The organism is Variovorax boronicumulans, assembly GCF_030812215.1.
In the GTDB taxonomy this organism is placed as follows: Bacteria; Pseudomonadota; Gammaproteobacteria; order Burkholderiales; family Burkholderiaceae_C; genus Variovorax; species Variovorax boronicumulans_C.
Genome location: NZ_JAUSSG010000011.1, coordinates 66413 through 90939, shown reverse-complemented (window position 1 = coordinate 90939; position 24527 = coordinate 66413). Strand labels below are relative to the sequence as shown.

Sequence of the window (24527 nt, the reverse complement as noted above, 5' to 3'; positions counted from 1 at the left end):
CTTGCTCCCTCCCTCAGAGGGGGAGTCAAGCCAAAGCCGACGGGCGCCGCGCGCCCCAGCCGCAGGCCTGGTCATACGCATGCCCGAGCCGCAGCACGTCGAGGTCCGAGTGGATCGGCCCGGCGAGTTGCAGGCCCATCGGCAGGCCGCCTTCACCGAACCCGGCGCGCACATTCAGCGTCGGCAGCCCCGCCAGCGTGAACGGCGTGACGATTTCCATCCAGCGGTGGTACGTGTCGCTCTTCACCCCGTCCACTTCGGCGGGCCAGTGCAGTTCGGCATCGAACGGAAAGACCTGCGCGGTCGGCGCCACGACGAAGTCGAAGCGCTCGAAGAGCTTCAGGAATGCGCGATACACGTTCGAGCGATAGAGAGAGGCCTGGTACAGCGAGGCCGCATCCAGGTGCCGGCTCTGCTCGATTTCCCACTGTGCCTCGGGCTTGAGCTGCGCGAACAGCTTCGGATCGCTCAGGTACGCGCCGAGCTTGCCGCCGACCAGCAGCTGCCGCAGCCGCAGCCACGCGCTCCAGTTGTGTTCGCGCGGCACGTCGAGCGTGCAGGGCTCCACCTCGCAGCCGATGCTGCGGAAGGTGTCGAGCGCCTTCTCGCCGAGTTCGCGGATGCCGGGCGCGAGCGGCAGCTCGGGCCAGATGCTGCCGAGCCAGCCGATGCGAAGGCCCTTGCCGTCGCCATCGAGCGCGATGTCGTCGGGCGAGGGCAGGGCGTGCGGCGATGACAGCGGCACGCGCCCGTCGAAGCCCGACTGCACCGCGAGCAGCCGCGCCGTGTCTTCCACCGTGCGGGCCATCGGGCCTTCGGTGCTCAGTTGCTGGAAGAACAGCTCCTGCTCCGGATCGCCGGGCACGCGCCCGCGCGAGGGCCGCATGCCGATCACGTTGTTGAAGCCGGCGGGGTTGCGCAGCGACCCCATCATGTCGCTGCCGTCCGCCACCGGCAGCATGCCCAGTGCCAGTGCCACGGCCGCGCCGCCGCTGCTGCCGCCCGCGCTGCGCTCCGGCGCATAGGCGTTGCGGGTGATGCCGAACACCGTGTTGTAGGTGTGCGAGCCGAGGCCGAACTCGGGCGTGTTGGTCTTGCCGATGACGATGGCACCGGCGGCACGCGCCCTGGCCACGTGCAGGCTGTCGATGCGCGAAGGCGAGCGCGGCGACAGCGGGGAGCCCATCGAGGTCGGCAGCCCGGCGGCGTGGCTCAGGTCCTTCACCGCGAGCGGAAAGCCGTGCATCCAGCCGCGCCGTTCGCCGCGCGCCAGTTCGGCATCGCGCTCGCCGGCTTCGGCCAGCAGCTGTTCCGGCTCCCGCAGCGAGACGATGGCGTTGAAGCGCGGGTTCAGCGCCTCGATGCGGCCCAGCGACGCCTGCATGAGTTCCTGGCAGGACACCTCGCGGGCCGCGATGCGGCGCGAGAGTTCGGTGGCACTGAGGGCGAGCAGGTCGTCTGAAGGCATGGCGGATGCGGGTAAAGGAGGAGGCGCCCAGTATGGCGCGGCGCTCGCATAATCGTCACTCATGGAAACAAAGTGGCTTGAAGACTTCATCAGCTTGGCGGAGACCCGCAGCTTCAGCCGCTCGGCCCAGTTGAGGCACGTGACGCAGCCGGCGTTCTCCCGCCGCATCCAGGCGCTCGAAGGCTGGGCCGGCACCGACCTCGTCGACCGCAGCTCCTACCCTACGCGCCTCACGCCCGCAGGCCAGACGCTCTACAGCCAGGCCATCGAGATGCTGCAGTCGCTGCAGAGCACCCGGGCCATGCTGCGCGGCCACTCGGCCGCCGGGCAGGACGTGATCGAGATCGCCGTGCCGCACACGCTGGCCTTCACCTTCTTTCCCTCGTGGGTCACCAGCCTGCGCGAGCACTTCGGGCCGATCAAGAGCCGGCTCATCGCGCTCAACGTGCACGACGCGGTGTTGCGGCTGGTCGAAGGCAGCTGCGACCTGCTGATCGCCTACCACCACCCCTCGCAGCCGCTGCAGCTGGACAACAACAAGTACGAGATGGTCAGCCTCGGCGAGGAAACCGTGGCCCCCTGGGTCAAGGCCGATGCCGACGGCGCGCCGCGCTACCGGCTGCCGGGCCGCCCGGGCCAGCCGCTGCCCTACCTGGGCTACGCACCCGGCGCCTACCTGGGCCGCGTGGTCGACCAGTTGCTCAAGGAATCGGGCACCGCCATCCACCTCGACCGCGTCTACGAAACCGACATGGCCGAAGGCCTGAAGGTCATGGCGCTCGAAGGCCACGGTATCGCTTTCCTGCCGCAGAGCGCAGTGCGCAAGGAGATCAAGGCTCGCAAGCTCGTGAGCGCGCTGCCGCCCGAGATCGACAGCCTGGAGGCGACGATGGAAATCCGCGCCTACCGCGAGCGGCCGAGCGCGCCGGCGCCGGTGAAGACCGGCAACGGGCGCTCCGCCAAGGTGGCGGCGGTGTCCGAGGGAATCCAGCCCAAGCGCACGGCGGATGCGCTCTGGTCGTACCTCGTCGGCACCCAGCCGGCTGCCCGCTGAGCGGGGTTTTGTGCGCCGCACAATCTATAAATGCAGCGCATAGGACCCCCCGCATTCAGCATTGGCGCCGTGAGCACGGCGGTACTACAGTCGCGGCAGTTTTTCTTCAGCCGCAATTTCAGTCGCTTCAGCCGCAGTGGCGGCATCATTCGAGGCACGCGCCATTCGCGTGCTTTTTTTTAGCCGAGGAACCTGTATGAGCGCCAATTTCAGGACCGAACACGACTTCCTCGGCGAGAAGCAGATTCCCGCCGCCGCCTACTGGGGCGTGCACACGGCGCGCGCCGTCGAGAACTTCGCGATCTCCGGCACCCGCATCTCGGCCATGCCCGACCTGGTGCGCGCCCTGGCCTTCGTGAAGAAGGCCGCCACCCGCGCCAATGCCGACCTGGGCGCCATCGACCGCGACCGCGCCGCCGCGATCATCCTGGCTTGCGAGGACATCATCGAGGGCAAGCTGCTCGACGAGTTCGTGGTCGACGTCATCCAAGGCGGAGCCGGCACCTCGACCAACATGAACGCGAACGAGGTCATCTGCAACCTCGCGCTCGAGAAGCTCGGCCACGAGAAGGCGCGCTACGACGTGCTGCATCCCAACGACCACGTCAACGCCTCGCAGAGCACCAACGACGTGTATCCCACGGCGGTGCGCCTGGCGCTGTGGTTCGCGATCGACAAGCTGCTTGCCGCCATGGCCGCGCTGCGCCGCAGCTTCGAGGCCAAGGCGCTCGAGTTCAAGGACATCCTCAAGATCGGCCGCACCCAGCTGCAGGACGCCGTGCCGATGACGCTGGGCCAGGAGTTCCTGACCTACGCGATCATGATCGGCGAAGACGAAGCCCGGCTGGGCGAGGCCCGCGCGCTGATCGAGGAAATCAACCTCGGCGCCACCGCCATCGGCACCGGCATCAATGCGCCGCACGGCTATGCCAACCTCGCCTGCCAGTACCTGGCCGAGCAGACCGGCGTGCCTTTGAAGCAAGCCGCCAACCTCATCGAGGCCACGCAGGACACGGGTGCCTTCGTGCAGCTTTCGGGTGTGCTGAAGCGCGTGGCCACCAAGCTCAGCAAGACCTGCAACGACCTGCGCCTGCTCTCCAGCGGCCCGCAGGCCGGCTTCGGCGAAATCCGCTTGCCCGCTCGGCAGGCCGGCTCGTCGATCATGCCGGGCAAGGTCAACCCGGTGATCCCGGAAGTGATGAACCAGGTGGCCTTCGAGGTGATCGGCAACGACATCACCGTGACCATGGCGTCCGAGGCCGGCCAGCTGCAGCTCAACGCCTTCGAGCCGATCATGGGCTGGAGCCTCTTCAAGAGCATCAAGCACCTGGGCAACGCCTGCAACACGCTGCAGCTGAACTGCGTGGACGGCATCGAGGCCAATCGCGAGTTCCTGGCCAAGCGGGTGCGCGAGTCGGTCACGCTGGTCACCGCGCTCAATCCGCTCATCGGCTACGAGAAGGCCGCGCTCATCGCCAAGACCGCGCTCGCCACGGGCGGGCCCATCGATCTGGTGGCGGATTCGCTCGGGATCATGACGCGCGCCGAGATGGAGGCGCTGCTCGTGCCAGAGAACCTGACCCAGCCGGTGCGCCTGTCCGCCGCACCGGTCCCCCCGGCTGCCGAGCCTTCGGGCCAGGCTTCGGGCATAAAGGCTGCTTAGTGAAAGTCGGACAATGCCAGGAGGCAGGATCGCACCAGGCTGGCGCCACGATGCGCGCGGCCGGTGCAGCAATGCACGGCGGGATGCCCCCCGGATGCACCGGGTTGGTCCGGGTATCACGCAAAATATGTATGTCTAGAATTTAGTTGTATCTGTTTCAGTCACCCTCAGGAGTTTTCTGTATGAAAAAACAAGCAATGGCATTGGTGATCGCGGCGCTCGCCACCAGCGGCGCCTTCGCGCAGGCCAATGACACCCTGGCCAAGATCAAGGCCTCGGGCACCATCACCGAAGGCGTGCGCGAATCTTCCGGCCTGTCGTACACGCTGGGCAACGGCCAGTACACCGGCTTCCACTACGACGTCTGCGCCAACATCATCAAGGACCTGGAGAAGGCCGTTGGCAAGAAGCTCGAAGTCAAGTACCAGCCGGTCACCTCGCAGAACCGCATTCCCCTCGTGCAGAACGGCACCGTGGACATCGAGTGCGGCTCCACCACCAACAACGCCACCCGCCAGAAGGACGTGGCTTTCGGCGTGACCACCTACGTCGAAGAAACCAAGATCGTCGTCAAGGCCAACTCGGGCATCAACTCGCTGGCCGACCTGAAGGACAAGACGGTTGCCACCACCACCGGCACCACGCCGCTGCAGACCGTGCGCAAGCAAAAGCGCGCCGAGAACCTGAGCTTCAAGGAGGTCTACGGCAAGGACCACTCTGACAGCTTCCTGCTGCTGGAAACCGGCCGTGCCGACGCGTTCGTGATGGACGGCTCGATCCTGGCTGCCCTGGCCGCCAAGTCGAAGTCGCCCAAGGACTACAAGATCCTGCCGGACGTGCTGGCCGTGGAACCCATCGGCATCATGATCCGCAAGGACGACCCGGCCTTCAAGAAGGCCGTGGACGACAGCATCAAGGCCCAGGCCAAGTCGGGCGAGCTCGCCAAGCTCTATGACAAGTGGTTCCTGAAGCCGATTCCCCCGGCCAACGTCGTGATCAACCTGCCGCTGGGCGAAGCCACCAAGAACGCGTGGGCCAACCCGAACGACAAGCCCGCCGAAGAGTACGTCACCAAGGAATAAGCGCGCGTCGCTGCGTGAATGACGCCCACCTTTCGCGGTGGGCGTTTCTTTTCAAGGGACGGTTTTGTCGAAGACGGTGAAGGAGTAAGAAATGGGAAACTGGGATTGGCAGGTCTTCCTGCAGGACCCCGGGGGGGAATATCCGAGCTACCTGCAATGGATGCTCTCGGCCTGGGGCTGGACGGTGTCCGTTGCACTGCTGGCGCTGGTCGTGGCGCTCGTGCTGGGCTCGCTGATCGGCATCATCCGCACGCTGCCCGACAGCCCGTGGCTGGTGCGCTTCGGCAACGCATGGGTGGAGCTCTTTCGCAACATCCCGCTGCTGGTGCAGATCTTCCTCTGGTACCACGTCATTCCGGCGCTGATCCCGGTGATGAAGAGCGTGCCGAGCTTCATTCTGGTGGTGCTGGCGCTGGGCTTCTTCACCTCGGCGCGTATCGCCGAGCAGGTGCGCTCGGGCATCCAGGCGCTGCCCAAGGGCCAGCGCTACGCGGGCATGGCGGTGGGCTTCACCACCACGCAGTACTACCGCTACGTGATCCTGCCGATGGCCTACCGCATCATCATCCCGCCGCTCACGAGCGAGACGATGAACATCTTCAAGAACTCGTCCGTCGCGTTCGCCGTGTCGGTCACCGAACTCACCATGTTCGCGATGCAGGCGCAGGAAGAAACCTCGCGCGGCATCGAGGTCTACCTGGCGGTGACGGCGTGCTACGTGGTGTCGGCCCTGGCCATCAACCGGCTCATGGCGTACATCGAGAAGAAGACCCGCGTGCCGGGCTTCATCGTCTCGGCCAGCGCTGGCGGCGGAGGACACTGACATGATGAATCTCGACCTGTCGTTCTACAACTGGGACGTCATCAGCAACTTCGTCATCAAGGGCTTCTACTTCAGCATCATGCTGACGGTGGTGGCCACCATTGGCGGTGTGATCTTCGGCACGATCCTCGCGCTCATGCGCCTGTCGGGCAAGAAGTGGCTGGACGCACCCGCGGCGCTCTACGTCAACGGCATGCGAAGCATCCCGCTGGTGATGGTGATCCTGTGGTTCTTCCTGCTCGTGCCGGCGTCGTTCTATTCGCTGTTCGGCTCGCTCGGTTCGAACTACCGCTCCGAAATCTCGGCCGTGATCACCTTCGTCGCGTTCGAGGCGGCGTACTTCTCCGAGATCATGCGCGCGGGCATCCAGTCGATCCCGCGCGGCCAGGTGAATGCGGGCCAGGCGGTGGGCATGACCTACGGCCAGAACATGCGCCTGGTGGTGCTGCCGCAGGCGTTCCGCAACATGCTGCCGGTGCTGCTCACGCAGACCATCATCCTGTTCCAGGACACCTCGCTGGTCTACGCCATCGGTGCCTACGACATGCTCAAGGGCTTCGAGACCGCCGGCAAGAACTTTGGTCGCCCGATCGAGGCGTACCTGCTCGCAGCCGTCGTGTACTTCGTCATGTGTTATGCCTTGTCCTGGCTCGTGAAGCGCCTGCACAAGAAGATCGCCATCATTCGCTGAGAGGCTGAACCGGAGAGAAAGATATGTCCGAAAAAATGATCGAAATCAAGAACGTCTCCAAGTGGTACGGCCCCGTTCAGGTGCTCAACGACTGCTCGGTGAACATCTCCAAGGGCGACGTGGTGGTGGTGTGCGGCCCGTCGGGTTCCGGCAAGTCCACGCTCATCAAGACCGTGAACGCGCTCGAGCCCTTCCAGAAGGGCGAGATCACCGTCAACGGCATCCCGCTGCACGACCCCAAGACCAACCTGCCCAAGCTGCGCTCCAAGGTCGGCATGGTGTTCCAGCACTTCGAGCTGTTCCCGCACCTGTCGGTGACCGAGAACCTCACGATCGCGCAGATCAAGGTGCTGGGCCGCACGCCCGACGAAGCCAAGACCCGGGGCCTGAAGATGCTCGACCGCGTGGGCCTGATGGCGCACAAGGACAAGTTCCCGGGCCAGCTCTCGGGCGGCCAGCAGCAGCGCGTGGCGATTGCCCGTGCGCTGTCGATGGACCCGATCGTGATGCTGTTCGACGAACCCACCTCGGCGCTCGACCCCGAGATGGTCGGCGAAGTGCTCGACGTGATGGTGAGCCTGGCCAAGGAAGGCATGACCATGATGGTGGTCACGCACGAAATGGCCTTCGCCCGCAAGGTCGCGAGCCGCGTGATCTTCATCGACGTCGGCGGCAAGATTCTTGAGGACTGCCCGAAGGACGAGTTCTTCAACCACCCTGAGAACCGTCAGCCGCGCACGAAGGACTTCCTCAACAAGATCCTGCAGCACTGATCGATCCGCTGCGGTTCAAGAAAGACAAAAGCCACGCTGTTCTGCAGCGTGGCTTTTTTCATGGGGCTCGCCCCGGCGTCAGGGCAGGCGCGAGATGCGCTGCGTCAGCAGATCGAAGAAGCCCTGCGCGTCGCCCTCTGCGATCCAGTTGACGTTGGCGGGGCGCTTGAGGCCACCATACCAGTCGACCGCCGTCTGGCCGAAGCCGATGCCTTCGCGGCTGTCGACTTCCACGTTCACCTGCCTGCCCTTGAAGAGCGAAGGCTGCAGCAGGTAGGCGATCACGGTCGCATCGTGCACCGGGCCGCCGGGCAGGCCGTAGTACTGCATGTCGTGCTGCACATAGGCATCGAGGATGTCGGCCACCGTCTTGCCCGCCTGGTTGCCGAGGCCGCGCAGCTTCGCGATGCGCTCGGGGCTCGTGAGGATCTTGTGCGTCACGTCCAGCGGCAGCATCGTGATCGGCACGCCGCTCTTGAGCACGATCTCGGCCGCATGCGGATCGGCGAACACGTTGAACTCCGCGGTTGGCGTGATGTTGCCGCCATTGAAGTGCGCGCCGCCCATGAGCACCAGCTCGCGCAGGCCGCGCACGATGTCGGGGGCTTGCGTCAGCGCCAATGCCAGGTTCGTTTCCGGTCCGAGCATCGCAAGCGTCACGCTCTTCTCGGGCGCGGCGCGCAGCGTGCGGATCAGGTAGTCGACCGCATTGCCATCGGCCAGCGGCTGCTTCGGCTCGAACACCTTCACGCCCGTGATGCCTTCGCTGCCGTGCACGTCGGCCGCGTAGATCGGTGTGCGCAGCAAGGGGCGCGGTGCGCCGGCGTAGACCGGAATGTCGGGGCGCTTGGCCCACTCGCGTGCGAGGCGCGCGTTGCGCGAGGTCTTGGCGAGCGGCACGTTGCCGGCCACGGTGGTCAGCGCCTGGATCTTCAGCCGCTCGGGCGAGGCCATGGCGAACAGCAGCGCGATCACGTCATCGGCGCCGGGGTCGGTGTCGATGATGAGCGTGTGCACCGTCGTGTTGGCGTCGGCGGCATGGGCTGCGGTCGGGGCGATGCTGGTGGTCATCAAGAGGGCGAATCCCGCGAGAAGGAACGAAGAGAGGTCGGCTTTCCAGCGCGAAGAGAGAGGCATGAAATGGCTTCCTTGAAGCGCGAGAAAACGCGCGGTGAAAACCAGTCTGCCAGAGCCCTTCGCGTCGGCGGCATGAAATCGAAGGCGTGTTTCGGGCCGATGCCGCAGGGCCATCGGCGATCCGCAAACCAAGGATTTCGCCCGCCATTTTCGTTGCAGTTGAAAGTGCGCAGCCGGCAAAGGAAAGGCCCCGCAAGCGGGGCCTTGGCGAGGCCATCGAAGCCCTCGCAGTGTTGTGAAAACGCCGCTTACTTCTTGCGCGCGGCAATCGCCTTCTCGGCCTGCGCCACGAGATCGGCGCCGACCGTCGACTTCCACTTGTCGTACACCGGGCGCGTCGCTTTCACGAACGCCTCGCGCTCGGCCGGCGTGAGGCTGGTCACCGTCACGCCCATGGCGGCGATGTCCTTCAGCACCGGCTTGTCGGCTTCCACGAGGCCCTTGCGGGCGATCGCGATTTCCTGCTTGCCCGCATCGACGGCGGCCTGGCGCACGATGGCCTGGTCGGCCGGTGTCCACGAGGCCCAGATTTCCTTGTTCACCACGAAGACCAGCGGGTCGGCCACGTAGCCCCAGGTGGTCACGAACTTCTGGCCCACGGTGTGCATCTTGAGCACGGTGAAGAGGAACAGCGGGTTCTCCTGCCCGTCGACCGCGCCGCTCGCGAGCGCGGGCTGCGCATCGGCCCAGCTCATCTGCGTGGGGTTGGCGCCGAGCGCGGTGAACATGTCCGAATAGATCGGCGAGCCGACCACGCGGATCTTCATGCCCTTCAAGTCTTCGGGGGACTTGATCGGCTTCTTGGAGTTGGTGATTTCACGGTAGCCGTTCTCGCCCCAGGCCAGCGGCACCACGCCGGACTTGTCCAGGGTCTTGAAGATCTGCGCGCCCACATCGCCCTGCGTGAGCGCGTCGATGGCCGCGTAGTCGGGCATGAGGAATGGCATCGAGAACAGGTTGAGCTGCTTGACCTGCGGCGACCAGTTGATGGTCGAGCCCACGGCCATGTCGATCACGCCCTGGCGCAGCGCGCTGAACTCGCGCGTCTGGTCGCCTTGAATGAGCGACACGCCGGGGTACAGCTTGATGTTGATGCGGCCCTGGGTGCGCTCCTTCACGAGGTCGGCCCAGATCTTTCCGGCCTGGCCCCAGGGCGTCGGCGGGCCGAGCACCAGCGACATCTTGTACTCGGGCTTGTAGGCGGCCTGCGCCATGGCGCCGGTCGAGAAGAGGCCGAGCGTGGCGGCGACAGCGGCGAGGCCCAGCAGGGTGCGGCGGAATTTCATTTGAAAGGTCTCCTCTTTGTAGATGGAACGAAAAAATCAGTAGCCGAGCTTGCGCGGCAGCCAGAGCGCCAACTCGGGGAATGCGATGACCAGCACCATCACCACGAACATCGAGAACAGCATCCAGCCCACCCAGCGCACGGTCTCTTCCATGCGCACCTTCGCGATGCGGCACGAGACCATGAGGTTGACTGCGAGCGGCGGCGTGAACTGCCCGAGCGCGACCTTCAGCGTGAGGATCACGCCGAACCACACCGGGTCCCACTTGTAGTACTGCACGATGGGCAGCAACAGCGGCACGAAGATGAGGAAGATCGAAACGCCGTCGAGGAACATGCCCACGGTGATGAGCAGCAGGATCAGCAGCGCGAGGATGCCGTATTCGCCCAGCCCCGAATTCACGATGGCCCGCGTCACCGGATCGATGATGCCCAGCGTCGAGAGCGAGTACGCGAAGATGCCCGCGAGCGACACCACCAGCAGGATCACCGCCGAGAGCTCGCCCGATTCGCGCAAGATGACGAACAGGTCGCGCACCTTGATGGTCCGGTGGATGCACATGCCCACGAAGAGGCCGTAGAACACCGCGACCACCGCCGCTTCGGTCGGCGTGAACCAGCCCGCGCGCATGCCGCCGAGGATGAGCACCGGCGCCGCAAGGCCCCAGATGGCTTCGCGAAAGCTCTTCCAGAACGGCGGGCGCGGCAGCGTCGCCTCGAGCGCGCCCATCTTGTGCGTGCGCGCCAGCCACACAGCCGGGATCATCAACGCGAGGCCGGCCATCACGCCCGGGATCATGCCGGCCGCGAACAGCGCCGGCACCGAGGCGCCGGGCACCAGCACCGAGTACACGATGAACGCGACCGAGGGCGGGATCAGGATGTCGGTGGCCGCGGCGGCCCCCACCACGCTGGCCGAGAACGCGGCCGGGTAGCCGGCGCGCGACATGGCCGCAATCATCACCGCGCCCACGGCGGCGGCATTGGCCGGGCCCGAGCCCGAGATGCCGCCGAGGAACATCGCCACCGCAATTGCCACCAACGGCAGCATGCCGGGGCCGCGCCCCACGATGGCGACCGCGAAGTTCACCAGCCGCAGCGCCACGCCTGAGCGGTCGAAGATGGAGCCCACCAGCACGAACATCGGAATGGCAAGCAGCGGGTACTTGCCCAGGCCCGCATAGAAGTTCTGCGGCACGGCCAGCAGGCCGAACCACTGGGCGTCGCTGTTGGCGAGCGCGATGCAGGCGGCGCCCGCCAGGCCGAGCGCGGCGCCGATGGGCACGCCCACCAGCATCATCAGCACGAAGGCAACGAAGAGCAGGGTGGCGATCACTTGGCTTCGCCCTTGCTGCTGTTGGTGTTGCTGTCGTCCGACTGATAGTTCGTCTTGCGCCCGCGCCGGACCATGAGGCCGATGGCGCGCCCCGCGATGGCGAAGGACACGATCGGCAGCCAGATCGAATACCACCAGGCCGGCAGCCCGATGCCCGGCGTGGTTTCCTCGAAGCGGTAGTCGTCCCACACCATGCGGATGCTGAGCGCGCCGATCAGGCCGAAGAGGATCGCGATCATCAGTGCGCCGAACTGCGCCAGGCGCTTGCGCCGTGCCATCGAGCCGCTTTCGGAGAAGTACTCGATGCGGATGTGCCGGTCGCGCGCCACGGCGGCCGAGCCCGCCACCAGCGCCAGCATGATCATGAGGAACACCGAGAACTCTTCCGTCCACGCGAAGGACGAGTCGGTGAAGTAGCGCACCAGCACGTTGGCAAAGGTGATGAGCGCGAGCGCGCCCATGATGATGACGGTGAGCCAGTCCTCGATGGCGAGCGGCACCTTGGTGGGTTCGTCGGCGGCTTCGATGTCGGGGGGGAGGGGACTGGCGGCGTCCAGCGTGGGGCCGGACTCGGGAGGAGTTGTCATCGCAGGAAGGGCAGGTGAGGCAGACGCGCTTGTCGCCGGGCGGACGCCGGGACGCGATCCGTACACCTCGACAGGGAGGAGCAGTAGCCGATGCTAGAGGGTCGATGACCATTCATGTATCGGGGGTTTCCTTAGCTGGGGTCTTCCTTTTGGGGCTTGTGGAAGGCACTTCGGGTGTGTGTGCACAGGGCGCCGGGTACTCCCCTCCGCGAATGTCCCCCGCCCTTCGGGCTCCTCCTTTATTTCGCTGCGGGGAGTACCCGACGCCCTGTGCACGATGAGTGCGGCTGTGAGGTCGGCGGCTCGACCGCTGTGGCGGATTGCAGATGGACGTGCGGGGGCGTACTACTGAGCTTTCGTGAGCGATAGGCGTCAGCGAAGCAAAGGTCCGAAGGGCTGGGGCTGGCCGCGGTCGACATAGATATGGTTGCGCTCAATGCTCGCTTCAGACTGGGAGCAGTCTTTCGTTGCCGTTCGCTAGACCGACGGCTTCCGACCCTGAGCAGCACTCGGCCTCAAAGAACCGGATGCCGCAATGCAGTCGCCCAAAGTTCGAGCCGCAGCGGGCGGCGAAGCTGTCCGCTGCAGCGAAATGTATATGCATTGTCGGTGTGCACTATCGCAGCATAGATCTCGGCTAGCTGCCCTAAAGCGCTGGGATCAGCAGGACTGAACTCCTGGTATGCCGCCCATCCCAGGCGGTGACATGGCCGGAAGTTTGCGACATACAGGGTCAGCGAGTGAAAAACAGGCCTGTGAGCTTGGGGATTGCCCGACGGGGTGAAGTCGGGGTGGCGCGCCGTGGGCCTTCAGCCATTCACACGTTGATAGGCCACTACAAGCAGCCCTCGAGCGGTTTCTGCGACGCTCACGCTCGACGCTCCATCGAACTCAGCCAAGGCTAGGTTTGCCTCGGTGCGCCACTTGCGCCGAATCGGCAACTGCGATTCGTCGAGCTTTCTCCAAAGGCTCTCCATGCTCGGGGGCGCCACTGCGTTGCCAACACCGTCAGGGGATAGTGGCATCAAAAGGTCGGCGTTCCACACTACCGACAAGGCTTCTTCCCAGGTCGCACCAGGTCGTTCGTCCCCGTGGCCCTCCAGCAAGGTTGCCAGGAGGAGCCAGCACCTGCTCTGTGGCGATGTCAGCGCCTCAGAGCCTGCTCGTTCTGTAGCCTGCTTTGAGAGCTTCCTCAAACGTTTTTGCCCGGCCTTCGGGCGGTCAAGGACCTTCACCGCAGTGTTTCGCCATTTGCGCAGTTCTGGCAGTAACCAACCTAAGCAGTGGAGCGACCAGTCAATGGCGTCTGCGGCACTAAGGAGGACCTTAGGTACACCTACCCAGATGGGCTCATCAACAAGCCATGGCGCCCACTCGAAGTCGCCCCTGGGTAGCGCCTCAGGCCATCGACTCTCGTGGCCTCGCTCCAGAGTACGGAATTGGTCGGTGGCGCATTGCCAGGCAATGAAGTCGCCGGCTTCAAGAAACCAGAGAGGTGTGGGTGGCCTTTCGCGGCGAGTCCTCTTGCGTGCGGGTGGGTCCAAGTGGCAGACCTCAAGCATGTCTCCTGCGGGTGCATCGAAGTAGGCCAGAGAGCAAGCTTGCGACACTGGTGCTGCTACCACTGGGATCGCCACTCCAGGTACTAGCCACGAAACCTGGATGATCTTGCAGGCCTGTCGCATCCCGTCTCGAAGCTTCTCCTCATCAAACCCATCAAGGGTTCCTTTTGCCTCGACGCAGGCCCAATGCCCGTTGGAGAACTGAACCAAGAAGTCTGGATTCCCCGCCTTCGAAGCGGCAGTGATTGCTGCGAAGTTGAACGCTGAAGACTCCAGGACGCTGTAATGCCAGAAGCGAACGACCTGACCCCAGCCATTGGTGCTGGCCCAGTGATCGGTCGACACACGGGCGTAGAGCATGCCGAGAAGGAAAGCATTCGATGTCTTCAGGCTCTTCTCGAGGTGCGCTACGAAGGGCGCTCGATGCCAGCCTGCGGGCGTCCGACGCAGCAGTGACAGGACCATGAGTCGTTGAACCAGTCCGTGGCATTGAAGTTGCCACCGATCCAGCAGATTCATTACCGGCATAGGAGCGACGTTGGCTCCGTGGCCCGAGTCAAGTGTTGCTGCAATCAACTCGGCCGCGCCGGGGAGTGTTCCGGGGTCCGGCAGAGGTGCGCCAGGGTTCGCCGCGGCTACGAACTGAGCAAGGAACTTTTTGGGTCCGAGTGAGAGGTTGATAGCGCCCGCCAGTGCAGGCTGCGGTACCCAAAACTTGATCTGATTCGGCATGATGTCTGACGCTCCCCGCGAGCTCTTTTTAGTTAGGTTCAAAGGCAGAAGATGCCCCGGTTGTGAGCGGCGCCATCAGGAAAAACGCCGATGAATGTCCGGATTCAATGTGTTCTGAACTACCCGAAACACCCGGCCTCCCAAATTTCAAAGGACCCGCTTTCGCTGCACAGCTGACAGGTGCGCAATGCCGGCTCCAGCCCGAAGCGGGCTTTTAGCACCTGCCCGCTGGACGACTGTTTGCTCGGAGAGGCTATGCCCTCGCGGACCTTGAAGCAACCGCGCACCTCCGCGAGAGTTGCTCATCACAAATCTCTGACCAACGCTTCGCGTATCTTTTCCAACCTTGGTGCGCGCATTGCACGCATCAAGGTATCAGTCATTTTCTCAGGCCACGTGGCTTGTTCTGAACTCTTTTGGTGGCACAAGGTGAGGGGCTAGGACAAGCAGCTCGTTTGCGTGGCGCTTGACTTGCGCGTAGTAGACAAGAGCCTTTCGATAGGTGGGAAACCCCGAGTACAGAGCTTCAATCGCCGGTTCGTCGTCGTAGGTCAACATCCAAGGACACTTCAACTTCTTAATCACACCGGCCAACGCGGCATGATCCTTTGGCTCATAGAAGTTGGTGTAGAGATCGTGACCTTTCGCGTAGTACGGAGGGTCAATGTTCAGAAGGGCCCGTTGCGGTAACTTCTTGGCCCATTGCTCCAGGCAAAGCTTTGCATCTAAGCGACTCAGCTGCACGACATCGCGGTAAATCGAGATCCGTCGAACCTTGTCGACAAGTTCCTGCTTGTTGAAACGGCAATCCAACTTGTAATTGCCGTCTTGAGCCTTTCCTCCAATGACCCCCGCTCCAATGATTCCTGAGCGGTTTGTCCGGTTCATAAAGAGTGTTGCGAACCCGAAGGAGAGAGTGTTCGAATTCCGGCCACCAACGACCGCGCGCTGACGATGCCATTCCTCCATCGTCACGGGGGTATCTTCGATCAATTGGCAAAGCCGGTCGGTGTCGTCCAGAACTGATTTCCAGAAGCTGTAGATACCCGGATCGATATCGTTCAGCCACACCTCGCTCACTTGGCCGGCGAAAAGCAGGCGCCAAGCAACGCCCGCGCCTCCGGCGAAGGGCTCTGCATAGACGCCACGGTCAAGATCGTTGGCACGAAGCAGGTCGGCAACGAAGGGCGTGAGTTGGGTCTTCCCTCCGGGATATCGGAGAGGGGTGTCGGTAGACGGCATGCGCGGGAGAGTATCCAGTTTAGGAGTGGCTGGCCAGCGATATCACATGCGATCCAGCATGAGACGCAAGCTAGGCTCCCAGTTGTCCCACACCGCTATCAGGCCCGCACGGGTGGGTAGGTGAGCACCATGCACAGCCGAGCCTAGCGTGTCGAGGCTATAGAGGACATCCTTGTTCGATGCCGCAACACGCATGACCTTTAGTTGGTTGGCTGTTGCGCCGTTGTTCCCCAAGTGTTCATGGCACTGCTTCACCAACAAGTGATCGGGCGTGCCTGATTGATGGAAGCCGTGCTTTATCGCGTAGAGCACCATGATGCGCTCCACGGTGGCACGCACAAGGTAGTTTGTAGAAAAGACATAGCCGTCGTCCGGCTTGATCGTTCGCAGTTCTTGGAGGATGCGCTGGAGGTTTTTATCGCCGTGCTTGGCTACAAACGAAGACTGGACGATATGCGGCCTCTTGTCCGGACTTCTAGGATTACGTCCCTTCTTAGCTGCTGTCGGCTCTTGAGGCGCTGGAGCATCGATAGGAGCAGGGAGCGAGGTGCGGGGAGCAACGCCACGCTGGTGCAATGCATTGGCATAAGCCACTCTGTCTGCTTTCCGGGATCGCGAACTCAAGACAGGCTCTGCACCATTCTGTGACAGTGCGTCATTCACAAAACTCTGCAATGCGGCATCGACCTCTGCGGGCTCGTGAGTGAATTTCAGTTCACTGGACGAGCCCAGGCCGAGTGCTGCTCGAACAACCGGATTGCTGACATATCGCGTCATCGTCGTCACGCTGATCGTTTTTCGCGACACTGGGTCGATCCAGCCGGCTTCTTCTGCACGATCCAGCAAAGCGACCGCAAGCCGGTCGGGAGTGGCACCTCGAGCGAACCTGTTCTTGGCCGCCGAATCCCACTCCCTTGTGCCTGCGCCTCCCTGTGCGCCTAAGTGGCGAAGCTTGAGCCACGGTTCAGCGGTCACGCGGTCCTTGAATACGACCACCGGCACCTTGCTGGGAACCTTTGCCGAAGCGCGCAGGGCTTCAATAGCGTCTCGAATGGTTGTATTTGGAGCTTTTTTTGGATCGTGCAGCACCTTCAATGCACAAGTCCGGCGATTCCCCTCGACGACGATGTAGTGGCCTGGGTTGTCCTCCATCTCGATGACGCCTATTCGATCCAAAGGACTGATGGCCCCTTTCTGAGCGATATCTTTTGCAACCGCGAGCGTTTTTTCAGCGCCAAAGAGCTGGGCAATGATTCGATCCTCATCTTGGATCGGGTCATGACGAGGATTCTCTGGGTCAAGATGAAGGCGTGTGAGTGTGACATCGTCGATATTCAAAAAGTCAGGACGAACCTTAGCCATGAACCCTCCCTATGTAGTTGGTGGTGGAGGATATATCGAGTTACTAGCATTTCGATAGGGCTTGACCCGGGCACGCTTCAGTGCTGGGTCTCCGGCCGAAATGTCAACCGAACCGAATTCCCACCATCAAGAAGACTTCCGCAATCGCACTCCTAAGGACATGCTCCCCAGGGCAGGCCGTGAAACCCGCAGCCCGCAGACCAGCCACTACCCACCAGTCTCAAGCGCCCCACGCCGAGCCGTCTCACTCACCTGAAACAGCTCCCCAGCCTTGCGAGCCAGTTCAGCCGCAAGCCAAAGCAGGTTGTCCAATCGCCGAGGCCCATCCCCGCTGCACCAGTCGATGTCTTCCCCGTGGCAGACCCACAGGAGAGCTTCGAGTTGAGAGAGGGTGTTTTCGAGAAGATCCGCCGGGTCTTGGGCGTTGTCTTCGGAAGCTACCGGCGTGCGAGGCCGGGCTATAGTCTTGGTAGCCATTTTTGTGCGCTCCTTTAGAGGTGGTTGCACGTCTTTGGTTAGACGGTCGGGGTGCTCGTAACACCTCGGCCGTCGCCTTTTGATACCTCGCATCTGCGTCGCTGCTTTCGCACCGACAACCTGCCGCGAGGCAAGCAGCCTTCAAACATCCGGTGGTGGCTTGGTGTGTTGCGCCTTCCTTCTCCCCTTGTTGGGGTATCGAGTGACAGGGGCATTCACTTTAGAGAAGAACGCAGCAAAGCGAGCGTTCGATGCGGCGCGAAGTCTCGGCAACCGCCAACAAATGCAGCTTCCGCAATGCGCTGCGTGTAGATCTCGGGGCGCCGTGTCGTGCCAGTCCACAGCGGCTCCAAACGCTCACGCCGATGGGGTGCCTTGCGCAGCGAAATAAAGGAGGAGGCCGAAGGCCGGGGGACATTCGCGGAGCAAGGTACCCCGTCGGCGTGAGCGTCGCCCCGGACGCGAGCAGAAAGACTCAGTCCATCCAGGACCGCGCCCGGTCCAGATGCTCGCGGCACTCGCGCACCATGCGCTCGATCAGTTCCGCGCAGGTCGGAATGTCGTCAATCAGCCCGATGCACTGGCCGGCCGAGACCACGCCGTTCTGCACCTCGCCCGACTCCAGCGCCGCACGGCCGCGCGCGCCGGCCACCAGCGGGCGCACTTCCTCGAACTCGCAGCCGCCGGGTCGGTTCTCCGTCGCCACCACCTCTTCGGAGATCGCGTTGCGGAAAACCCGCGCGGTGTTGCGCATGGTGCGGAACATCAGCTTCGTGTCGCGCTCGGTCGCATCGACCAGCGCCTGCTTGATGTTCGGGTGGATCGGCGCCTCCTGCGTCACGCAGAAGCGCGTGCCCATGTTCACGCCCTCGGCGCCCAGCGCCAGCGCTGCCGCCATGCCGCGTCCGTCGGCGATGCCGCCCGAGGCGATGATCGGAATGCGGAGCTTGCGCGCCGCAATCGGCAGCAGCACGAGGCCGGGCACGTCGTCCTCGCCCGGATGGCCCGCGCACTCGAAGCCGTCCACCGACACCGCATCGACGCCGTTGCGCTCCGCCGAGAGCGCGTGGCGCACCGAGGTGCACTTGTGGACGATCTTCACGTCGTGGCGCTTCAAGGCCTCGATGAAATCCTTCGGGCTGTTGCCCGCGGTCTCCACGATCTTGATGCCGCTGTCGATGATCGCCTGCACGTACTCCGCATACGGCGGCGGCTTCACCGCGGGCAGGATCGTGAGGTTCACGCCGAAGGGCTTGTCGGTCAGCGTGCGGGTGCGTGCGATTTCATTGCGCAGGTCGTCGGGCGTGGGCTGCGTGAGCGCCGTCACGATGCCCAGGCCGCCGGCGTTCGACACGGCCGCGGCCAGCTCGGCGCGGCCCACCCACTGCATGCCGCCCTGCACGATCGGGTAGCGGATGCCGAGCAGTTCGGTGATGCGGGTCTTCATTGGCTCACAGCGCCTTCACGAGTTCCGGCACAGCCGTGAACAGGTCGGCCACGAGGCCGTAGTCGGCCACCGAGAAGATCGGCGCTTCCTCGTCCTTGTTGATCGCCACGATCACCTTGGAGTCCTTCATGCCGGCCAGATGCTGGATCGCACCCGAGATGCCCGCTGCGATGTACAGCTGCGGCGCGACGATCTTGCCGGTCTGGCCCACTTGCCAGTCGTTCGGGGCGTAGCCCGCATCGACGGCTGCGCGGCTGGCGCCCAGGCCCGCGTTGAGCTTGTCGGCCAGCGGTGCCATCACTTCGGTGAACTTCTCGGCGCTGCCGAGGGCTCGGCCACCCGAGACGATGATCTTGGCGGCCGTCAGTTCGGGGCGTTCGCTCTTGGTGACTTCACGGCCCACGAAGCTCGACTTGCCGCTGTCAGCGACGCCTTCAGCCGTTTCAACCGTTGCGCTGCCACCGGTGGCGGCTGCGGCATCGAAGCCGGTCGTGCGCACGGTGATCACCTTGGTGGCATCGCTGCTCTGCACGGTGGCAATCGCGTTACCGGCATAGATCGGACGCTCGAAGGTGTCCGGGCTGTCCACCTTGGTGATGTCGCTGATCTGCGCCACGTCCAGCTTGGCCGCCACGCGCGGTGCGACGTTCTTGCCGTTGGCGGTCGAGGGGAACAGGATGTGGCTGTAGTTGGATGCGATCGCAAGCACCTGGGCCGCGACGTTCTCCGCCAGGTTTTCAGCAAGGCTGGGGCTGTCAGCCACGATGACCTTCGACACGCCGGCGATCTGCGCGGCGGCCTTGCCGGCTTCGGCGGCATTGGCACCGGCCACGAGCACGTGGACGTCGCCACCGCAAGCGAGTGCTGCGGTCACGGTGTTGAGGGTGGCCGGCTTGATGCTGGCGTGGTCGTGTTCGGCAATAACAAGTGCGGTCATGTTCAGATCACCTTCGCTTCGTTCTTCAGTTTGTCCACCAGCGTCGCCACGTCAGGCACCTTGATGCCCGCGCCGCGCTTGGGCGGCTCGCTGACCTTCAGGGTCTTCAGGCGGGGCTTCACATCGACGCCCAGGTCTTCGGGCTTGAAGGTATCGAGCTGCTTCTTCTTGGCCTTCATGATGTTGGGCAAGGTGACGTAGCGCGGCTCGTTCAGGCGCAGGTCGGTCGTGATGACGGCCGGCAGCGTGAGCGTCAGCGTTTCCATGCCGCCGTCGACTTCGCGAGTGACCGTGGCCTTGTCGCCGGCGACTTCGACCTTGGAGGCGAAGGTGGCCTGGGGCAGGTCGGCCAGGGCAGCGAGCATCTGGCCCGTCTGGTTGGCGTCATCGTCGATGGCTTGCTTGCCCAGGATGATGAGCTGGGGCTGTTCCTTGTCGACCAGCGCCTTCAGGAGCTTGGCGACAGCCAGCGGCTGCAGCTCTTCGGTGGTCTCGACCAGGATGCCGCGATCAGCACCGATGGCCATCGCGGTGCGCAGCGTTTCCTGGCACTTGGCATCGCCGCACGAGACGGCGATGACTTCGGTGACCACGCCCTTCTCTTTCAGACGCACAGCTTCTTCGACAGCGATCTCATCGAAGGGGTTCATGCTCATCTTGACGTTGGCAATGTCCACCCCGGTGCCGTCGCTCTTGACGCGCACCTTCACGTTGTAATCGACGACCCGTTTGACAGGCACAAGAATCTTCATGGTTGTTCCTTCAGAAATCAGATGAGGTTCGTTCACTCGAGCTTCGCGCCCGATTGCTTGATGAGCCGCTCCCACACCGGGCGCTCCTGCTTCCAAGCGGCGGCAAAGAGTTCGGGCGAGCTGTCCTTGAGCTCGAAGCCCATGGCTGCAATGCGCTCGCGCACGTCGGGCTGCTGCGAGGCCTTGCGCACTTCGTCGGCAATGCGGTCCACGATGGGCTTGGGCGTCTTGGCGGGCACCGCGAAGGCGAGCCAGCCGGTCACGCGGTAGGCCTCGTCCTTCAGGCCCTGCTCGGCCATCGTCGGCACGTTGGGCAGCGCGGCCATGCGGCGTTCGCCGCTCACGCCGATGGCCCGCACCTTGCCCGCGTCGATATGCGGCTTGGCCACGAGCGCGCTCGCATAGGCCATCTGGATCTGGCCGCCGATCAGGTCCTGGATCATCGGTGCCTCGCCCTTGTAGGCAACGTGGTTCATGTCGGCCTGCTGCGTGAGGCTCATGTGCGCGCCGGCCAGGTGCGGGTACGCGCCCACGCCGTAGGAGCCGTAGGCGACCTTGCCCTTGTTCGCGGCCACGTACTTCAGCAGTTCGGGCGCTGTCTTCACCGGCACGCTCGGATGCACCACGAGCACCAGCGGCCCCATCGCCACCTGGTAGACCAGCGTGAGGTCGCGCTGCGTGTCGTAGGGCAGCTTCTCGTAGAGGAATTCGTTGGTCAGCAGCGCGTTGCTGAGCGAGAAGACGACGGTGTAGCCATCCGGCGCCGACTTGGCGACTGCATCGGTGCCGATGATGCCGGCCGCACCCGGCTTGTTGTCGATGACGACGGGCTGGCCGAAGCCGGTCGACATCTTCTGGGCCAGCACGCGCGCGAGCACGTCGGTCGCGCCGCCGGCCTGGAAGGGCACGACGAGGCGAATGGGCTTGTTCGGGTAGGGCGCCTGCGCGTGCGCGGGTGCCAGCGCGAACAGTGCGGCGGTCGATGCGGCGGCGGCGCAAAGCAATGCGCGGCGGTTGGCGGATGAATGGGCCATGGTCTTGTCTCCCGTTGGTTTCAGAAACTCTTGAGGTTCAGTTCACTTCAGCGCAATGCGCGTCTTGAAGGGCAGAGGCGCCAGCGCCTTCTGCAGCCGCTCCTGCAGCGTTGCGGCCAGTGCACCAGTTGCGGCGGCATCGATCTGCACATGCACGAGGCATTCGCCCTCGGTGGTCACGGCGAGCGTTGCCGCATCGCTCGCGCCGAGTTCGGCGCACACCTCGCCGACCGTCGCGGTCACCACCTGCCGTGCGGCCATGGCGCGCAGCTCGGGCTTGTAGATCTTGCCGACGTTGGTCATCGGCATGGCGCCGATCACCGACACCCACTTGGGCTTGGCGGGCGCTTCGTCCACGCGCGCGGCGGTGAAGGCGAGCAGCTCGTCTTCGGTGGCCGAGGCGCCAGGCACCAGCGTCGCGAAGACCACTGGCAGCTCGCCCGCATAGGCATCGGGCGCGCCCACAGCCGCGCACAGTTGCACCGCAGGGTGCGCGCCGAGCGCGTCCTCGATGGTCTTGGGGTCGATGTTGTGGCCGCTGCGGATGATCAGGTCCTTCGAGCGGCCGGTGAGATTGAGCCGTTCCTCGCTGTCCATCCAGCCGAGGTCGCCGGTCGCGAGCCAGCCGTCGGCGGTGAAGGCCTTGGCGTTGTCCGCCGGATCGACGAAGCCCGAGAACACGTTGGGCGACTTGAAGAGCACCATGCCCTGTTCGCCGGGCGCCACGTCGCGGTCGCTCGCGTTGCCGCTCTCGTCGAGCGCGACGATGCGGATCTGCGAATACGGCAGGCGAAAGCCCACGCACCCCGCGGGCCCGTTCACGCCCGGCGGCGTGATGGTCGAGATGCCCGCCATCTCCGTCATGCCCAGGCTCTCGTGCACATGCAGGCCGAACAGCCGCTCGAAGCGCGCGGCCAGCTCGGGCGCGAGCACGGCGGCGCCGGTACGGCAGTAGGTGATCGAGGAAATGTCCGCGCCATCGAGCGGCACGTTCGCCAGTGCCGCGAGCACCGTGGGCACGGCCGAAAGCGAGGTCGGCCTGTATTTCGCGACCAGCTTCCAGTAGTTGGCGAGCACCTCCTTGTTGCGCAGCAGCGAAGGCGTCGGAATGATCACCTCCACGCCCGCCGACAGCGACGAGAGCGAGGCCGGCAGCACGCCCGCCACATGGAACAGCGGGTAGCCGTTGATCGAGATGCCTTGTTCGTTCATGCCCGCGAGCTGCACGCTGGCCCAGGCGGTGAACACCTGCGCGCCGTGGCTGTGGCGCGCGAGCTTGGGCGCGCCGGTGGTGCCGCCGGTGTGGAAGTAGGCGGCGATGTCGGTGGGCGCGATGTCGCGGCCGCTCACGAGGCGATCCGACGGTTGCGCGGCGCGCAGCACGTCGAACTCCGCTACCCCTTCAGGCAGTGCACCGGCAGCGCCCGGCGCTTCGTCGTGCGGCGCCACGCGCAGCACGGTCGTGAGCGTGGGCACCTGGGCGCGCAGGCGCATCGCCTTCGACCACATGCCCGATTCCGCGTCCGAGCCATAGGCGATCAGCACCTTCGCGCGCGCCGCGGTCATCAGCGCGACCAGCTTCTCGTCGGTCAACAAAGGATTGAGCGGCTGCACGATGCCGGCCGCCTCGCCGCCCCAGAGCGCGAGGTGGTATTCGAGGCAGCCGGGCAGCAGCACCGCGACCGCGTCTTGAGGCCCCACGCCCAGCGTGTGCAGCAGGTTCGCGGTCTGGTGAATGCCCGCGAGCAGTTCGGCATACGACCAGCGGATCGGTTCATCGGCCGGATTGCCGGAGCGCAAGAACGTGAGCGCGGTCTTGTCGCCAAAGGCCGCACCGGAATTGCGGAACAGCTCGTAGGTGCTGCGCACCGTGAGCGCTTCCTCGAGCGGCGTTTCTTCCAGCCGCCGGATGTCGGCGAGGCCGCGCACCGGGAACAGGGGGCGAAACGGCGCACCGGCCGTTCCCATGTTGTTGTTCTTGTCGTTGCCTGTCGTCATGTTGTCTGTCTCCTTGATGTCGTCTTGCCGGCTGCGGACGGGTGGCTGCAGTTTTACTGGTTCGTGATCTTGTTGTCGCGAATGACCTTGCCCCAGCGTTCGAAGTCCTCGCGCATGCGAACGCCGGTCTGCTCGGGCGTGCGGTAGGCCGCGAAGGAGCCGACGCTTTCGAGCTTCTCCTGCACCTGCTTGTCGGCCAGGGCGGTCTTGAGTTCGGCGCTCATGCGGTCGATCACTTCCTTGGGCGTGCCGGCGGGTGCGAGCAGGCCGCCCCACGAGGTCGCATCGAAGCCGGGGAAGCCCTGCTCGGCCACCGTCTTCACGTCGGGCAGCAGGCTCACGCGCTGGCCGGAGCCGACCGCGATGGCGCGCAGCTTGCCGGCCTTGATGTGCGGCAGCACGCCCACGAGGTCCGAGAACATCGCGGGCACCTGGCCGCCGATGAGGTCGGTCACGGCCGGCGCGCTGCCGCGGTAGGGCACGTGCTGCATGTCGAACTTGCCGATGGTCTTCAGTTGCTCGGTCGTCAGGTGGCCGAAGCTGCCGGCGCCGGCCGTCGTGTAGTTGAGCTTGCCGCCCTCGGCCTTGGCCTTGGCGATCAGGCCCTGCAGGGTGGTCACGTCGGGCAGCGACTTGGGGTTGACCACCAGCACGATCGGCAGGTCGTACACCGAGCCCACGGGCGTGAAGTTCTTGAAGATGTCGTAGCCGGTCGGGCCGTAGAGGTGCGAAGCCAGGAGCGTGGGCGTGGCCAGCATCACGAAGGTGTAGCCGTCGGGTGCCGCGCGTGCCGCGGCGGCTGCGCCCACGGTGCCCGAGGCGCCGCTGCGGTTGTCGATGACGATGCTCTGCTTGAGCGCGACCGACATCTTCTGCGCCACGATGCGCGAGGCCACGTCGGTCGGACCGCCGGGCGGGAAGGGCACGATCAGCGTGATCGGCTTGGCGGGCCAGGCTTGCGCGAAGGCGCCGCCGGCGATGAGTGGAAGAGCCAGGGCGACGAGTGCACGGCGAAGAGGATTGCGAAGGGAACGGGAAACGAGGGAGGCCATGGACTTCTTGCTAATTCAGGGGATCAGGAATGC

At 64.5% G+C, this 24527-nt stretch carries 20 protein-coding genes; 6 read left to right on the top strand and 14 right to left on the bottom strand.

Annotated features, from left to right (window positions below; all coding sequences use genetic code 11):
- Positions 1 to 25: 25 nt before the first annotated feature.
- On the bottom strand, positions 26 to 1468 hold the full coding sequence (locus tag J2W23_RS26260; protein WP_307650834.1) for an amidase: 1443 nt from the start codon (positions 1466 to 1468) through the stop codon (positions 26 to 28).
- 61 nt (positions 1469 to 1529) lie between these two features.
- On the opposite strand from J2W23_RS26260, the gene J2W23_RS26255 reads away from it, so the two are divergent.
- The 6 genes from J2W23_RS26255 to J2W23_RS26230 all read left to right on the top strand — a co-directional run bounded on the left by J2W23_RS26255 (position 1530) and on the right by J2W23_RS26230 (position 7554).
- Positions 1530 to 2522, top strand: a complete 993-nt coding sequence (locus tag J2W23_RS26255; protein WP_307650833.1) for a LysR substrate-binding domain-containing protein — start codon at positions 1530 to 1532, stop codon at positions 2520 to 2522.
- 196 nt (positions 2523 to 2718) lie between these two features.
- The gene (locus tag J2W23_RS26250; RefSeq protein ID WP_307650832.1) at positions 2719 to 4185 is read left to right on the top strand and encodes an aspartate ammonia-lyase; all 1467 of its coding nucleotides are present in this window, start codon (positions 2719 to 2721) and stop codon (positions 4183 to 4185) included.
- A 182-nt stretch (positions 4186 to 4367) separates the two neighbouring features.
- Positions 4368 to 5267, top strand: a complete 900-nt coding sequence (locus J2W23_RS26245) for an amino acid ABC transporter substrate-binding protein (RefSeq protein ID WP_176660065.1) — start codon at positions 4368 to 4370, stop codon at positions 5265 to 5267.
- Positions 5268 to 5358: 91 nt separating this feature from the next.
- Positions 5359 to 6090: an amino acid ABC transporter permease gene (locus J2W23_RS26240; protein WP_176660066.1), complete on the top strand. Its 732-nt coding sequence runs from the start codon at positions 5359 to 5361 to the stop codon at positions 6088 to 6090.
- Position 6091: 1 nt separating this feature from the next.
- Complete coding sequence (locus tag J2W23_RS26235) at positions 6092 to 6781, top strand: amino acid ABC transporter permease (RefSeq protein WP_176660067.1); 690 nt, start codon at positions 6092 to 6094, stop codon at positions 6779 to 6781.
- A gap of 35 nt (positions 6782 to 6816) precedes the next feature.
- Positions 6817 to 7554, top strand: coding sequence for an amino acid ABC transporter ATP-binding protein (locus tag J2W23_RS26230; protein WP_056576214.1), 738 nt, complete (start codon positions 6817 to 6819; stop codon positions 7552 to 7554).
- A 78-nt stretch (positions 7555 to 7632) separates the two neighbouring features.
- Here the strand turns inward: J2W23_RS26230 and J2W23_RS26225 are convergent, their stop codons facing one another.
- The 13 genes from J2W23_RS26225 to J2W23_RS26165 form a co-directional block, all read right to left on the bottom strand.
- Positions 7633 to 8691, bottom strand: a complete 1059-nt coding sequence (locus J2W23_RS26225; protein WP_307650831.1) for a nucleoside hydrolase — start codon at positions 8689 to 8691, stop codon at positions 7633 to 7635.
- A gap of 248 nt (positions 8692 to 8939) precedes the next feature.
- Positions 8940 to 9977: a DctP family TRAP transporter solute-binding subunit gene (locus J2W23_RS26220; protein ID WP_307650830.1), complete on the bottom strand. Its 1038-nt coding sequence runs from the start codon at positions 9975 to 9977 to the stop codon at positions 8940 to 8942.
- Positions 9978 to 10013: 36 nt separating this feature from the next.
- A complete protein-coding gene (locus tag J2W23_RS26215) occupies positions 10014 to 11312 on the bottom strand; it encodes a TRAP transporter large permease (protein ID WP_206177170.1) in 1299 nt (432 codons plus the stop codon).
- Entirely contained in the window at positions 11309 to 11899 is a 591-nt protein-coding gene (locus J2W23_RS26210; protein ID WP_307650829.1) for a TRAP transporter small permease, read from the bottom strand. Before J2W23_RS26210 ends, J2W23_RS26215 begins: the two co-directional genes overlap by 4 nt.
- 809 nt (positions 11900 to 12708) lie before the next feature.
- Positions 12709 to 14193: a hypothetical protein gene (locus tag J2W23_RS26205; RefSeq protein WP_307650828.1), complete on the bottom strand. Its 1485-nt coding sequence runs from the start codon at positions 14191 to 14193 to the stop codon at positions 12709 to 12711.
- A 387-nt stretch (positions 14194 to 14580) separates the two neighbouring features.
- Positions 14581 to 15435 (bottom strand): DNA adenine methylase, encoded by an 855-nt coding sequence (locus tag J2W23_RS26200; RefSeq protein WP_307650827.1) that lies wholly within the window; start codon positions 15433 to 15435, stop codon positions 14581 to 14583.
- A gap of 42 nt (positions 15436 to 15477) precedes the next feature.
- Positions 15478 to 16797 carry a hypothetical protein gene (locus J2W23_RS26195; protein ID WP_307650826.1) on the bottom strand — a complete coding sequence of 440 codons (1320 nt, stop codon included), beginning with the start codon at positions 16795 to 16797 and terminating at the stop codon, positions 15478 to 15480.
- Positions 16798 to 17749: 952 nt separating this feature from the next.
- Positions 17750 to 18721, bottom strand: coding sequence for an NAD(P)H-dependent flavin oxidoreductase (locus J2W23_RS26190; RefSeq protein WP_307650825.1), 972 nt, complete (start codon positions 18719 to 18721; stop codon positions 17750 to 17752).
- 4 nt (positions 18722 to 18725) lie between these two features.
- Complete coding sequence (locus J2W23_RS26185) at positions 18726 to 19658, bottom strand: electron transfer flavoprotein subunit alpha/FixB family protein (RefSeq protein WP_176658325.1); 933 nt, start codon at positions 19656 to 19658, stop codon at positions 18726 to 18728.
- 2 nt (positions 19659 to 19660) lie between these two features.
- The gene (locus J2W23_RS26180; protein WP_307650824.1) at positions 19661 to 20410 is read right to left on the bottom strand and encodes an electron transfer flavoprotein subunit beta/FixA family protein; all 750 of its coding nucleotides are present in this window, start codon (positions 20408 to 20410) and stop codon (positions 19661 to 19663) included.
- Positions 20411 to 20442: 32 nt separating this feature from the next.
- Positions 20443 to 21444 carry a Bug family tripartite tricarboxylate transporter substrate binding protein gene (locus J2W23_RS26175; protein WP_307650823.1) on the bottom strand — a complete coding sequence of 334 codons (1002 nt, stop codon included), beginning with the start codon at positions 21442 to 21444 and terminating at the stop codon, positions 20443 to 20445.
- A 42-nt stretch (positions 21445 to 21486) separates the two neighbouring features.
- Positions 21487 to 23442 (bottom strand): acyl-CoA synthetase, encoded by a 1956-nt coding sequence (locus J2W23_RS26170; protein WP_307650822.1) that lies wholly within the window; start codon positions 23440 to 23442, stop codon positions 21487 to 21489.
- Positions 23443 to 23495: 53 nt separating this feature from the next.
- Positions 23496 to 24494, bottom strand: coding sequence for a Bug family tripartite tricarboxylate transporter substrate binding protein (locus J2W23_RS26165; RefSeq protein WP_307650821.1), 999 nt, complete (start codon positions 24492 to 24494; stop codon positions 23496 to 23498).
- Positions 24495 to 24527 lie beyond the last annotated feature (33 nt).